The sequence below is a fragment of the Kitasatospora sp. NPDC058190 genome, assembly GCF_042883685.1.
GTDB lineage: Bacteria > Actinomycetota > Actinomycetes > Streptomycetales > Streptomycetaceae > Kitasatospora.
In genome coordinates, this window is record NZ_JBHVVI010000014.1 from 108,729 (window position 1) to 121,342 (window position 12,614).

Here is a 12,614-nt window from a genome sequence, read left to right on the forward strand (position 1 = left end):
GAGCGGAGACGGACGCAGCCGGTGCCGGCCGGGCGAACGGGGATTCGATGACGCGTCAGGCCCCGGGCGGGCCGGGGTATGCTTGCCGCGTCGTCGCGGGGCAGGTACACGAACCAGTCGGAGGGGCTATGCAACTCACACGAAGTCCCCAGGACGCCCGGCGGTCGGCGGCCGCGCCCGTCACGCGGTACCGGAGCGCGCCGCTGTGCTGAGGCAGGCGCGCGCGGAGCAGACCCGGGCCGCCCTGATCGACGCCGCGGCCGAACAGTTCGCCCGGCACGGTTACACCGGCGCCACTCTGGCGCGCATCAGCCAATCCGCCGGCGTCACCTCGGGGGCGTTGACCTTCCACTTCCTGACCAAGGAGGACCTGGCGCTCGCGGTCGTCGAGGCCGGTGCGTCAGCGGTCCGTTCGGCGCTGCACGAGGTGCAGCAGCTCACGACGCCGGGGCTGACCGCGGTCAGCCGGCTCACCCAGTCACTGGCCGCCTTCCTGAACCAGGACGTCCGGGCCCATGCGGCCATGCGACTCGCGTACGAGTGCCCCGGTTCCCAGCCCACCTGGGAGGAGGCCTGGCGTCCCACCCTGCTGCACGCCCTCGACCTGGCCCGGGCCGGCGGCACCACCGACGCGGAGCTCGCCGACATCGAGCTGCTGGTCGCCTACCTGCTGGCCGGGGCCGAGGCGCGGCTGCGCTCCGGCCACCCGGTGCGGGCCGTGGAGCACGAGCTCGGCCAGCTGTGGCAGCGGGCCGCCGCGGGCTTCAGTGCCCGACCGGACCGCGAGCGCGACCCCCGCGAGCACGATCGGATGCCCGCGCCGCCCCTCTCGCACGGCGAATCCCGGAAGGGGTCCGGGCGGAACGACGGGTGATCGAACGGCACTCCGGTCGCCCGGCCGGGACGCGCCCTGTCGTGTGACCTTCGACGTCGACCCGCGCGCTCCCGTGCGCCCGGACCGTGCGCGAAATCGAGCTCGACGACCACCGTTCGTGGGCGTTCCGGCGTTCCGGCGTTCCGCGGAAGCCGAGTCGCAGGCGCAACTCCGTGACATCACCCGTTGCGAGGCCTGGCCGCTCCCGCCCTCGGATCCGACCCGGCGGGTTCACGCCATGGTGCGTGCGGAGTTGGCGAAGTGGCGGCAGGAAACCCTTTCCCCCAGAAAAAAATAGTGCTCATTCTTTATTGTGGATGCGTCTGTGTGAAAGCCCGCAGCCGCAACACGGGAGGGGAAACTATGAGGGGATGGGACTCCGTCGCCCTGTTCACTGACCAGCTCTTCGGACACTTGCGTCGGGCCGACCAGCGCAGGTGGGCCCACGCATATGTCCAAGGCCTTCTCAGCACGCCCGGCAAGAAGTCCATCCGCCGGCTCGCGGCCGTGGCGAGCGACTCCCCGACGGCATCGCAGGCTCTGCACCAGTTCATCAACGAGAGTCCCTGGGAGTGGGAGCCGGTGTGCGACCAGTTGCGCCAGTGGGTCGAGGGCCGTGTCCGGCCCCGGGCGTGGACGGCCGCCCCTGTCGTCCTGCCCAAGCGCGGTGAGAAATCGTGCGGAGTGCACCGCCGATTCATCCCACACACCGGACGGACCGTCAACTGCCAAGTGGGGGCGGCGGTCTTCATGTCGACCGACGCGGGTGAGTTTCCCGTGGGCTGGTGCTTGTTCCTGCCCGAGCCGTGGGCCCAGGGCCCCCTGCGCGAGCGGGCCCGTGTCCCACAGACGGCCACGGCCTCGACCGAGAGCCAACTCCTCTACGTGCTCGACGCGATGGTACAGCGTTCGCAGTACGACCCCGTCCCGGTCGTCGTCGACCTCGACGGCTACATGGACTCGCGCCGGCTCCTGGACGGACTGATCAAGCGCCGGCTGGACTTCGTCGTGGCGATCCCCGACGGCTTCCCGCTCGCCCCGCTCGAACCCCACGCCTCCGGTTCCCGCCGACCGGTGACGGCGGCCGCCCGGGTGCTGAGCGACCGGAGCGCGGAGGTCCGCCCCGGCGGCGTGAGACCGGGGCGGGGGCCCGTTCGTGACGCTCTGGTCCAGATTCCCGGCGCTGTCGCGGCCGACCAACGGCCCCAGCCGTTCCGCCTGTTCACCCGGCCCGACGGGCACCCGGCGGGGCCGGGACAGCTGTGGATCACCAATATGGCGCACCGGCCGGTCGACGAGCTCCTGGAGTACGCGGAGCGGCACCCGGCGACCGGTGAGACCGTCGATCTGCTCCAACGGGGCTTCGGCCTCAGGGACTTCGAGGGTCGCTCGTTTCCGGGCTGGCACCACCACATGGCGCTGGTCTCGGCCGCCTTCACCTACAGCCGCCTGGCGGCCGACCCCGACCGGCAGAACGCCCGTCCCGGCCTCGGCGCGGGAGGCGACGGCCGGGCCAGGCCGCCGCTCGGGCCCCGCGCGCTGTGGACGCAGGACAATGCCCTGAGCTATCCGGTCGCGGTCTGAGGCTGTCGTCCGGCCCCGCGGTGGCGGGCTTCGCGGTGGTGGGCTTCGCTGGTCGGTCGGTCCGGTGCTCGCGTGCCGGACCGTCACCCCGCACCCCGATGACCAGGCATCGGGCAATGTTCTGAGTAGTAGCGATTGACAGCAAGATGTATGTTCATGCAAGCTCTATCTGCTCGCTCAAGTCTCTTGCGGGCTCAAAGAACATGTACATACAAGCAACTACTGGGGACTCCATGCCTGATGTCACGGCGCCCACTGCCCACACCCCGGCCGCGGTCTGAGCGGGGGAGCAGCGTTGCGTTATTCCGAGCTTTCAGAGAGCGAGCTGACCGAGTACGCCCGTGAGGCGGTACGGATCAGCCGCGAGCACGTCGCCAAGGGCGGCATCCCGTTCTCCGGCGTGGTGGTCAACCGCGGCCGGATCCTCGGCACCGGCGTCAACCGGGTGCGCGAGGACAACGACCCCACCGCGCACGCCGAGGTGACCGCACTGCGCGAGGCCGCCGCCAAGTACGGACTGCACGCCACCGCCGGGGCCACCCTGATCGCCTCCGGCGAGCCGTGCGCCCTGTGCTACATGGCCTCGCTGTACTTCAACGTCACCCACATCGTCAACGTGGTCGACCGCAAGACGGCCGCGCGGTACGGCTTCGACTACACCAACTCGTACTCGATCTTCGCCGAGGATCCGGAGACCTGGCCGGTCAAGGTGACCTTGCTGCAGATCCCGGAAGGGACGAAGCCGTTCGAGGAGTTCCTCGCGATGGAACAGGGGCGGCCATGACCGAGAAGACCACCGGCACCATCGGCGTCAGGGTCTGGTCGGACTACGTCTGTCCGTTCTGCATGCTCGCCGAGGGTCCGCTGCACGAGGCCACCCGCGACCTCGACGTCGAGATCGAGTGGATGCCGTTCGAACTGCGGCCCCACCCCACCCCGACGCTGCGCCCGGAGGACCCGTACCTGCCGGCCATCTGGGAGCGCGCGGTCTACCCGATGGCCCGACGGATGGGCGTGGACATCACCCTGCCCACGGTCTCCCCCCAGCCCTACACCCGGCTGGCCTTCGAGGGCTACCAGTACGCGGCCGAGCACGGCAGGGCCGCGGAGTACACCCCGCGCGTCCTGCGGGCCTTCTTCCAGGAGAACCGGGACATCGGCCGCACGGAGGTCCTCGCCGACATCGCGTCCGAACTCGGGCTCGACGGCGACGACTTCACCGCGGCGCTGACCGCCGGCACCTACACCGCGGCCCACCAGGACGCGCTGCGGACCGCCGAGGCCTTCCGCATCTCCGTCGCTCCCACGATCATCATCGACGGGCGCCACCGCATCGAAGGCGTGCCCACCGTGGCCCAGATCCGCAAGGCCGTGCTCGACGCCCAGGCCGAACAGGCGGTCGCCGGAGACGCTCCCGCCTGCGGAATCGACGGGTGCTGACCTGACCCGAGGATCGGGCTTCCACACCGACCGGCCGACGGAACGGCACTGACGCCGTTCGACCCCGGCCGTGCACAGCCGCGGGCGACGCCGGAGCGCGCCCGCCCGGCCGTACCGACCGACCACGAGTCGGACGGCCCCACCCCCTTCACCGCCGGACGACGTCCAGGCGGAGCAGCGCTTCGTCGTTCCCGCCCCCCTCCGCCGGTACAGCGGATCGCGGGACGGCGGACTGTCCCCCGTGCAACGCCGACCTTCAATGAACGAAAGGACCCCCCATGCAGTGGTTCTACCTCGCGATCGCGGACATCTTCGAGATCGCCGTCGCCATCGCGGCCGGTAAGGCCGAAGGCTTCAAGAACCGCCCGTGGACCGCCGCGACCCTGATCACCGGCGCCCTCGGCACCTACTTCCTCAGCAAGGCGCTCCTCACCTTCAACGTGGGCGTCGGCTACGCCATCTGGACCTCCGTCGCCGGTATCGGCATCACCCTCCTCGGCGCGCTGCTCTTCGGCCAGCGCCTGAACTGGCGCAAGGCCGTCGGCATCGCCGTCATCATCGCCGGCGTCGTCGGCCTCCAGCTCAGCGGCGCCGCCTGAGAATCCCGCCCCCACCCGACTCATCTCCCGAAAGGACTCGTGCACATGTCCAACACCGGACGCACCTCGGCCAATTCCTGGATCATGCTCCTCCTCGCCGGCGGCTTCGAAGTCGGCTACGCCCTCTCCGTCGGTGGCAGCCACGGCTTCACCCGCCTGACGTGGTCATTGGTCGCCGTCGTCTTCTTCCTGCTGACGCTCTGGGCGCTGAGCGCCGCGCTGCGGACCATCGAGGTCAGCATCGGCTACGCCGTCTGGGCGGGAATCGGGTCCGTCGGCGCGGCACTGCTGGGCCCCGTCATCTTCGACGAGACCCTCACCGCGGTCCAGGCCGTGTGGCTGGCCGTCATCATCGTCGGAGTCATCTGGCTCAAGCTCGCCGACCGGCCGGCGAAGACCGCCGAGGCCGCGGCCGCGCCGCGGGAGGTCCAGACCGCGGACGTCTGACGGGTGTCGCCCCGTTGCGGGAAGCCGTCGCGGTGCCGCTCCTGAGGCGCGCCGATCGGGCCGGCTCCCGGTCGGGTCGCGGTCGGGTGGTCGCGGGGCGGCCGGGGCGTCACGGCAGGGCCTCTCGGTGGCCCGGCGGGTTTCGAAGCCCGCCGGGGAACCGGGAGGCCCTGCCCTGTGCCGTGGGGAGTCGAAGGCCTCGAAGCCCGGGGCGGGCCCGTCCGTGCGTGGTGCGGACCGGCGCCTCCCGGGCAGGCGGCGCGGCCCTGTCCGACTGGACCACCCCGCACGGCTCGGCCGCGCTCCGGCCGGGGCGCCGTCCGGTACGGCTCAGGAGCGGTCGGCGGTGACGAGGTGGTAGTCGAGCAGGCCGTCGCGCCAGGCGGTGAGGAAGTGGCGGGTCCAGTGGCCGGGTGGGACGGCCTCGGCGAGGTGGCGGTCGAGGCCCGGCCAGACGTCCGGGCCGATGGACTCGGTGGTGACGGTGGTGAAGCCGGCCTCCGTCAGGTCGGTGATGAAGTCGTCGAGGGGGTGGGCGACGTCGAGACCTTCGGCGAAGCCGGCGAGCAGGATCTTGAGGCGCTCGGCGACGTCGGCCCCCGGGGCGGTGAAGTAGGTGGTGACCACCAGTCGGCCGCCGGGGCGCAGGACGCGGGCGGCCTCGGCGGTGAAGCTCGGGAGCTCGCGGAAGTGCTGGGCGGCCTCGACGGAGTAGACGCCGTCCAAGGAGTCGTCGGGGAACGGGAGTTCGTCGGCCGAACCGAGGGTGTAGACGAGCCGGTCGGGGTAGGTGGCCAGGGCCTTGGCGTTGACGGCGCGGGCGCGCTCGATCTGGTCCGGATGGATGTCCACACCCGTCACCGTCGCGAAGCGGAACTCCCGTAGCGCCAGCGCCGCGCCGAGCCCGCGCCCGCAGCCGACCTCCGCCAGCCGCAGCTGCCCGCGTGGATCGGGGAAGGCGCGCAGCACCCGTCGGTAGAGCTGCTCCTGGCTGCGCACCCGGTCGTCGGGGGTGGCGGCGGTGAGGTCGATCCCTTGCCAGTCGCCGAAGTTGAGGAAGCCGCCGGCGAAGGCGGCAGCTTGGGACAGATCGTCGGTGCCGTACTTCCGGCGCACCGTCGGCGGGATGTGGTTGTGGTCCATGGGCCGCTGGGTCTCCTGCTCGATGGGCACCCGGCCGTCGGGCGCGCCGAGGTACGTACCCAAACCTGTGGCGGCGTGAACACGGTACGTGACGGCAGGAGTTCGCGGTTCGGAGTTCGGAGTTCGGAGTTCGCCGGTCGGCCGGGTAATCGGTGGTCGGCCGGGTGGTCGATTCGCTACAGTCCGCCGGGATTCCACGGTGATCACCGGTGATCACCGACGAACAGGAGGGGCGACCGATGAACACCGACAACCGACCCGTACCGGCGCTGACCGGGGGCGAGCGCGAGATGCTGCGCGGCTTCCTGGACTTCCACCGGGCGACCCTCGCCATGAAGTGCGAGGGCCTCACCGACGAACAGTTGCGGCAGCGCTCCAGCCCGCCGTCCACGCTGAGCCTGCTCGGGTTGGTCCGCCACCTGGCCGAGGTCGAGCGGACCTGGTTCCGCAAGGTGATCAACGGCGAGGACATCCCGCTGGTCTGGTCCGAGGACGGCGACTACCAGGTGGCCTACGACGTCACCGATGCCACCCGTTCCGAGGCCTTCGCCGCCTGGCAGGCCGAGGTCGAGCACTCCCGCCGCATCGAACTCGCCGCCCCCTCCCTCGACGTCACCGGCTACCAGCCCCGCTGGGAGGCCGAGGTGTCGCTGCGCCTGGTCATGCTCCACCTCATCCACGAGTACGCCCGCCACAACGGCCACGCCGACTTCCTGCGCGAGGCCATCGACGGCGTGGTCGGCGCGTAGCCGCCGGCCCGTCCTACCAGCCGAGCAGGTGGGTGCGGGCGGTGAGGACGGTGAGGAGGGACTTGACGGTGGTTTCGGGGGTGAGGTCGGAGGTGTCGAAGGTGTGGCGGCTGGCGGGGGCGTCGGGGGCGGGCGGGGTGGTGGTGAGGACGACGTAGTGGAGGGCGGCGCCGGTGGTGCGGCTCTCGCGGCGGAAGGTGGCGAGGGTGGGCGGGGTGGCCGGGCACTCGACGATGACCTGGTAGCCGCCGGTGGCGTAGGCGAAGGCGGCCTGGGCGGCGGCCGCGAGGGCGGTGGCGTTCTGGCGCTCGGCCTCGGGGAGGTGGAGCGGGATCCGGCCGTTGCGGACGACCCGCAGGAAGTCGTCCGTCCGCAGGTGGACGCTCGGGTGCAGCTCCTGTGCGAGCAGCCCCGCGACCGGGCTGTCCCCGGCCCCGGTCGGGTCGACGAGGACCAGGACACCTCCGGCGCCCCGGCCGCCCCCGAGCTCCGGCCCACCTACGGTCGTACGGTTCACAGCTGCTGATCCCTTCGCGGGCCGGGGACGGACGGGTAGTAGCCGGGGCGAGGCGGTCGGAGTGCGAAGACGCCGGTCGGCCCGGATGCGGACAGCCGATCGCCTCGTCCCTACGACTGATGCGTTTCGGGGATCAACCTAGTCCACACGGATGCCCCGAGTCGTCCCCCCTCCCGGTCCGCGGGCGGGGGCCCGAGGTGGTCAGTGCTCGTCGACCCGCAGCACGATCGGGTTGGTGAGGGCCGCCATCGGACCCCAGGGCAGGTCCTCGCCCATCGAGTTGCCCTTGCCCGGGGTGCCGTCCGCCTTCGGGTGGCGTACCTCGGCGCGGACGTAGGCGGCCAGCGAGGCGGTGGTGCGCCAGAGCACCGTGCCGGAGCCGTCGGCGGGCAGCGACTCCTGGTGCATCTGCCCCTCGTCGGTGAGGAAGCGGACCGTACCGCCGGGCACCCCGGAGACGGTGAGCCGGACGTCCAGCGGGGCGTCGGCCGGGACGGTCAGCTCCTCGCCGATGCCGGCCTGGCGGCCGTTCCCGGTGACGGTGAAGTCCAGCCGGACGGTGACGGACTCGGCGAGCCAGCTGCGCCCGGCGCGCAGGCCGTCGAGGACGGCGTCCCGGGTGAGGTCCTCGGCGAGGACGACGTTGTGCGGGAGGCCGATCACCTGGGGGGCGCTGTGCGCGTCGCTGTTGCCCATCGCGGGCAGCCAGGAGCGGCCGCCGCGCAGGGCGACGGCGAGCCGGGAGTCCCAGGTGTCCACGGCCGACTCGTCGTCGTACGTCCAGGGCCCGTTCCACACCTCGACGGCGTCGGCCTGCTCGTAGCCGAACTTCCACTGGCAGGCGACGTACGGGCAGTACGGGTGCGCGGGCACCACCAGGCCGCCGGAGCGGTGGACCTGGCGGACGAAGCGCGGGTACTCCTCGTCGCGGGAGCGGTAGCGCCAGTCGACGAACCGGCCGGCCTCCAGGCCGAGGGCCAGCCAGTGGCCGTTGCGGGTGGTGATCTCCTCGCCCGGCAGGATCAGCAGGTCCGGGCCGGACAGCGGACCCCAAACGGCGTGCGAGGAGCTGGTGTTGTGGTCGGTGGAGACGATGAAGTCCAGGCCGGCCGCGCGGGCCCCGGCCGCCACCTCCTCGGGTAGGCGCCGCCCGTCGGAGTGGACGGTGTGCAGGTGGCAGTCGCCCCGGTACCAGGCGCGGCCGCGGCCGCGGGCCCGCTCCGGCGGGTAGCGCGGGGTGAACTCCGCTCCGGGTGCGCCGAACCGGAGGGTGACCTGGACGCGGTAGTCCAGGCCCTGCGGGGCCACCTGGTACGGGCCCAGGGCGATGTGTCAGGTGCCCGGGTTGACCGGGCCGGGGAGGTAGCCGGGGGTGGCGGTGTCGCGGGCGATCGCGAACTCGGTGCGGAAGCCGCCGGACCAGCCGCGGAAGCCGTCCCCGCCGAGGTCGGTGCCGCGCTCGTCGAAGATGCCGATGTCGCAGGAGTTGCCGGGCGTGCCGGCCGGGACCTGCGGCTTGTCGTAGCCGTAGGAGACGGCGATCTCGCGGACGCCGTCGGGGACTTCGACCGGGAGGTAGACGAAGTCGGGGCAGCCGGTGGGGAGGTGGCCGGTGAGGATGAGGGTCCGGTCGGCCTGGTCAGCCCGGTTCGGGGCCGCGGCCGCCGGGCCGGTGGCGGCGGCGAGGCCGAGGGCGGTGGCGGCGCCGGTGGCGAGGCCGGTGCGGAGCAGGTCGCGGCGGGCGGGGTGTGCCGGGTGGGCAGGTTGTACGGGTTCCTCGGGTTCGCCGTGTCGGTCGTGGCGCGGGGCGGTGGGGTCGGCGGGCATCGGGGCCTCCGGGCTGGGGTGGGCGGGTCCGTTCGTTCGCCTACCCCGGGGAGTGAACCGGGGATGAGGCGGGGCCCACCGGGGTGGGGCGGGTCGGTGAAGGGGTTCCGGGCGGAGGCGGGGGAGAGTGGGGGGAGTGACGATTGGTCGGTTCGTGGTCATGAGATCGGTTGGTACGGCAGGTGGCGATGGGTCGGGAGGCCGGTGTGGCACTGAGCCGGCGGGCGCTGCTGGCGGCGGTGGCCGGTGGCGCGCTGACGGGGTGCCGGACCAGGCGGGTGGCTGAGGGGCCGGCCTCGCCGTCGGCCTCGGCGACAGTCTCCGCCGCGGGCACGCCGTCCGCGACGCCGAGCGTCGCGCCGATCGGGACGCCGCCCGCGACCCCGTCCGCCGTGCCCCCGGCGGCGTCCCGGGAGCGGACCCGGGCGCAGATGGTTCAGCGGTACGGCGGCACGGCCCCGCGCGACTGGGGCCTGGAGGTCGCCGGGGTGATCACCGAATTGCCCGAGGGCGAGTCGGCGATGGCGCTGACCTTCGACGCCTGTGGTGGCCCCGGCGGGAACGGCTACGACGCCGAGCTGATCGGCTTCCTGCGCGGGCGCGGCGTCGCGGCCACGCTCTTCCTGAACGCCCGCTGGATCGACGCCAACCCGGACGTGTTCGAGCAGCTCGCCGCCGATCCGCTGTTCGAGATCGGCAACCACGGCACCATCCACCGTCCGCTTTCGGTGACCGGCCGGTCCGCCTACGGCATCGCCGGGACGGGTGACGTCGGCGAGGTGTACGACGAGGTGACGGGCAACGCCCACAAGCTGACCGAGTTGCTCGGACACCCGCCCCGGTTCTTCCGCTCCGGCACCGCGCACTACGACGACGTCGCCACCCGGGTGGTCGCCGACCTGGGCGAACGCGTCGCGGGTTTCACCGTGAACGGGGACGGCGGGGCCACGCTCAGCGCCGCCGAGGTACGGCGGGAGGTGGCGTCGGCCCCGCCCAGGGCGATCGTCATCGGCCACATGAACCACCCGGGCGGTGGCACCGCCCCTGGGGTGGCGGCGGCGGTGCCCGGGCTGCTGGCGGCGGGGCGGCGGTTCGTCCGGCTGTCCGACATGATGTGAGGCCGCCGTGCGGGACGCGAGGCCGCCGGACGGGGCGAGCCGACCGGACGCGCGGTGGTGGGGGCGGGGACTACGCCAGGCGGAGGCTGTCCGGGTGCTCCTCCTCGATGATCCGGACCAGCCAGTCGAAGACCGTCGGCCCCTTGCCCGCGCGGGCGGCGTCCAGTTCGGCGGAGACGCGCTCGCGGTTGGTGGGGTGGCAGCGGGTGAGCCGCAGCTCCAGCTGGCGGACCGTCTCCGGGTAGCCGAGGTTGCGGCGGGACACCTCGTGATCGCGCCACTCGATGGCGTAGTCGCCGTCCTCGGGCGTGCCGTAGCCGCCGCGCAGGCAGTCGGCGAAGGCGTCGAGGTTGCGGCCGAAGTAGCCGTCCGCGCCCATCTCCTGCCCGACCACGTCCCAGAAGTCGTCCAGGTTGCGGATCCTGCTGCCGTCGATCACGTAGGTCACCGTCACGCGGTCGAGGATATGCCCGGGAGGCGAACGGAGCGGCGACGGGCGGTTACGGCTCGACGGCGATCGCGGTGGCGAGCAGCCCGTCGCGCACCGCCCAGCGGCCGTCGAAGCCCTCGATCCGGCGGTCGCCGACCACCGGGCCGGGGACCAGTAGCCGGGCGGAGAAGGTGCCGTCGGGGGAGAGGTCGAGCTCGGCCTCGTGGAAGTCCAACCAGAGCCCGGTCAACGGGAACCAGGCCTTGTAGACCGACTCCTTGGCGCTGAACAGGATCCGGTCCCACGGGGTGTCCGGGTGCTCGGCGGCGAGCTCGGCCAGCCGCTGCTGTTCGACGGGCAGGGCGACGGCGTCGAGCACGCCCTCCGGGAGCGGCAGCGCGGGCTCGGCGTCGATGCCGACGGAGGCGAGGACGCCGGCCCGGGCCACGGCGGCCGCGCGGAAGCCGTCGCAGTGGGTGAGGCTGCCGATCACGTCGTCCGGCCAGCTCGGGGCTCCGCGCAGGCCCGGGACGAGCGGGCGGTACGGGACGCCCAGGCGGGCCAGGGCGGCACGGGCGCAGTGGCGGACGGTGGTGAACTCGCGCCGGCGCTTGTCGACGGCCTTGGCGACCACCGCCTCCTCGGCCGGCTCCAGCCGGGCCTCCGGCGGGTCGTCGTAGGCCACCACGGTCACCACGACGTCCGGCAGCAGGTCCCCGATCACGCGTTCCCCCCTCGGTCGGCCGCACGGACGGGTGCCGCGCGGGACGAGCGTAACCCGGGCGGGCGGCTCCGGTCGGGTGATCCCGTCGATCTTCACCGACCGGGGCCCGCCCGCCTCGCGCGGCGCCCGGGCGACCGTCCGGTGGCCTGCCGTCAGGGCTACTGCCCGAGCAGCCGGGCGAAGTCCAGCCCGAGGCTGCCGAGCACGGGCAGCGCGCCGAGGTCGGTCACGCCGCCGACCGGGATGCTGTAGCCCTGGTTCACCTCGCGGGGCGCGATGGTCGAGGGCGCGGCGGCCGAGGGCGCGGCGATCGCCGGGGTCAGGAGGGCGCCGAGGAGCAGGGCGGCGAGTGCGGTGCGCATGTGACGGGCCTCCGGGTGGGGTGGGTGACGGCCTGTCAACACCCTCGGCGGCGGAGCGGTCACGTATCTTCGCCCCTTCGGCCCTATGGGTAAAGCTCCTTGACTTGTGTTCATGACAACATCACAGAGGTCTGGACCATGTCGAGGTGGAGCGCATACGTTCCCTTCGTCCGGGGGGTCGCGGGGGTGGGCGGGTTGTCGAACTGCTCGGCCGATTCGGCGACTTGTTGCTGTCATGCCCATGACCTCCAGGGGTTTCGTCGAACCGGAGGGAACGAACCATGCGCGCCATCGGCAAGAACCTCAGGATCCTCGCGGGCGCTCCGCTCGCCGCCGCAGCTCTGCTCGCGCTCACCGCCGGCTCCGCCGGCGCCGCGATACCGATCAACAAGCCCATGACCGGCAAGGCCACCTACTACACCGACGCCGGCTACGGCGCCTGCGGCACCCGGATCAACGCGTCCGCACAGCTGCTGGTCGCCGTGTCGCACACCTGGTGGACCTCCGCCAACCCGAACAACGACCCGCTCTGCAAGGGCATTTCGGTCAAGGTCACCTACCAGGGCAAGACCGTCACCGTCCCGGTGAAGGACCAGTGTCCCTCCTGTGACTCCACCCACATCGACCTCAGCCAGCCCGCCTTCGCCAGGCTGGCCCCGCTCGACAAGGGCGTGATCAACGGCCTCACCTGGCAGTTCGTCAAGGCCGGGCTGAACGGAAAGACCGTCGAGCTGTCCGAGCCGATCACCGGCTCGACCATCGGCTGAGGCACCCGACGCCGTGAGGTCCGTCCCCGCGTG

At 72.5% G+C, this 12,614-nt stretch carries 14 protein-coding genes and 1 pseudogene; 9 read left to right on the forward strand and 6 right to left on the reverse strand.

Translation table 11 applies throughout. The features are described 5' to 3' along the window. Positions 1 to 205: 205 nt before the first annotated feature. The 6 genes from ACFVWU_RS09460 (at position 206) to ACFVWU_RS09485 (ending at position 4,944) form a co-directional block, all read left to right on the forward strand. Entirely contained in the window at positions 206 to 874 is a 669-nt protein-coding gene (locus ACFVWU_RS09460) for a TetR family transcriptional regulator (protein ID WP_387617461.1), read from the forward strand. A 363-nt stretch (positions 875 to 1,237) separates the two neighbouring features. After that, a complete protein-coding gene (locus ACFVWU_RS09465) occupies positions 1,238 to 2,458 on the forward strand; it encodes an IS701 family transposase (RefSeq protein WP_387617463.1) in 1,221 nt (406 codons plus the stop codon). A gap of 295 nt (positions 2,459 to 2,753) precedes the next feature. After that, positions 2,754 to 3,242, forward strand: coding sequence for a nucleoside deaminase (locus tag ACFVWU_RS09470; RefSeq protein ID WP_387617465.1), 489 nt, complete (start codon positions 2,754 to 2,756; stop codon positions 3,240 to 3,242). Further along, positions 3,239 to 3,898 carry a DsbA family protein gene (locus ACFVWU_RS09475; protein WP_387617467.1) on the forward strand — a complete coding sequence of 220 codons (660 nt, stop codon included), beginning with the start codon at positions 3,239 to 3,241 and terminating at the stop codon, positions 3,896 to 3,898. The genes ACFVWU_RS09470 and ACFVWU_RS09475 overlap by 4 nt, the downstream gene beginning before the upstream one ends. A gap of 278 nt (positions 3,899 to 4,176) precedes the next feature. After that, positions 4,177 to 4,497, forward strand: coding sequence for a DMT family transporter (locus tag ACFVWU_RS09480; RefSeq protein WP_387617469.1), 321 nt, complete (start codon positions 4,177 to 4,179; stop codon positions 4,495 to 4,497). A gap of 45 nt (positions 4,498 to 4,542) precedes the next feature. Beyond that, positions 4,543 to 4,944, forward strand: coding sequence for a DMT family transporter (locus ACFVWU_RS09485; protein ID WP_387617471.1), 402 nt, complete (start codon positions 4,543 to 4,545; stop codon positions 4,942 to 4,944). A 330-nt stretch (positions 4,945 to 5,274) separates the two neighbouring features. Here ACFVWU_RS09485 and ACFVWU_RS09490 read toward each other — a convergent pair whose 3' ends face one another. Further along, the gene (locus ACFVWU_RS09490) at positions 5,275 to 6,087 is read right to left on the reverse strand and encodes a class I SAM-dependent methyltransferase (RefSeq protein ID WP_387617473.1); all 813 of its coding nucleotides are present in this window, start codon (positions 6,085 to 6,087) and stop codon (positions 5,275 to 5,277) included. A 239-nt stretch (positions 6,088 to 6,326) separates the two neighbouring features. Between ACFVWU_RS09490 and ACFVWU_RS09495 the strand changes: the two genes are divergently transcribed. Continuing rightward, complete coding sequence (locus tag ACFVWU_RS09495) at positions 6,327 to 6,836, forward strand: DinB family protein (RefSeq protein ID WP_387617475.1); 510 nt, start codon at positions 6,327 to 6,329, stop codon at positions 6,834 to 6,836. A gap of 13 nt (positions 6,837 to 6,849) precedes the next feature. Here ACFVWU_RS09495 and ACFVWU_RS09500 read toward each other — a convergent pair whose 3' ends face one another. Continuing rightward, entirely contained in the window at positions 6,850 to 7,353 is a 504-nt protein-coding gene (locus tag ACFVWU_RS09500) for a hypothetical protein (RefSeq protein WP_387617477.1), read from the reverse strand. Positions 7,354 to 7,554: 201 nt separating this feature from the next. Then, positions 7,555 to 9,180, reverse strand: a pseudogene (locus ACFVWU_RS09505) (CehA/McbA family metallohydrolase). 206 nt (positions 9,181 to 9,386) lie between these two features. Between ACFVWU_RS09505 and ACFVWU_RS09510 the strand changes: the two are divergent. Next, positions 9,387 to 10,298: a polysaccharide deacetylase family protein gene (locus ACFVWU_RS09510; RefSeq protein ID WP_387617479.1), complete on the forward strand. Its 912-nt coding sequence runs from the start codon at positions 9,387 to 9,389 to the stop codon at positions 10,296 to 10,298. 70 nt (positions 10,299 to 10,368) lie between these two features. Here ACFVWU_RS09510 and ACFVWU_RS09515 read toward each other — a convergent pair whose 3' ends face one another. From ACFVWU_RS09515 to ACFVWU_RS09525, 3 genes are all read right to left on the reverse strand, one after another. Beyond that, complete coding sequence (locus ACFVWU_RS09515; RefSeq protein ID WP_387617481.1) at positions 10,369 to 10,752, reverse strand: barstar family protein; 384 nt, start codon at positions 10,750 to 10,752, stop codon at positions 10,369 to 10,371. Positions 10,753 to 10,798: 46 nt separating this feature from the next. Then, positions 10,799 to 11,452: a 4'-phosphopantetheinyl transferase gene (locus ACFVWU_RS09520; RefSeq protein ID WP_387617483.1), complete on the reverse strand. Its 654-nt coding sequence runs from the start codon at positions 11,450 to 11,452 to the stop codon at positions 10,799 to 10,801. A 158-nt stretch (positions 11,453 to 11,610) separates the two neighbouring features. Next, entirely contained in the window at positions 11,611 to 11,814 is a 204-nt protein-coding gene (locus ACFVWU_RS09525) for a hypothetical protein (protein WP_387617485.1), read from the reverse strand. 281 nt (positions 11,815 to 12,095) lie between these two features. On the opposite strand from ACFVWU_RS09525, the gene ACFVWU_RS09530 reads away from it, so the two are divergent. Then, the gene (locus ACFVWU_RS09530; RefSeq protein ID WP_387617486.1) at positions 12,096 to 12,581 is read left to right on the forward strand and encodes a cysteine/serine endopeptidase inhibitor; all 486 of its coding nucleotides are present in this window, start codon (positions 12,096 to 12,098) and stop codon (positions 12,579 to 12,581) included. The last annotated feature ends 33 nt before the right edge of the window (positions 12,582 to 12,614 follow it).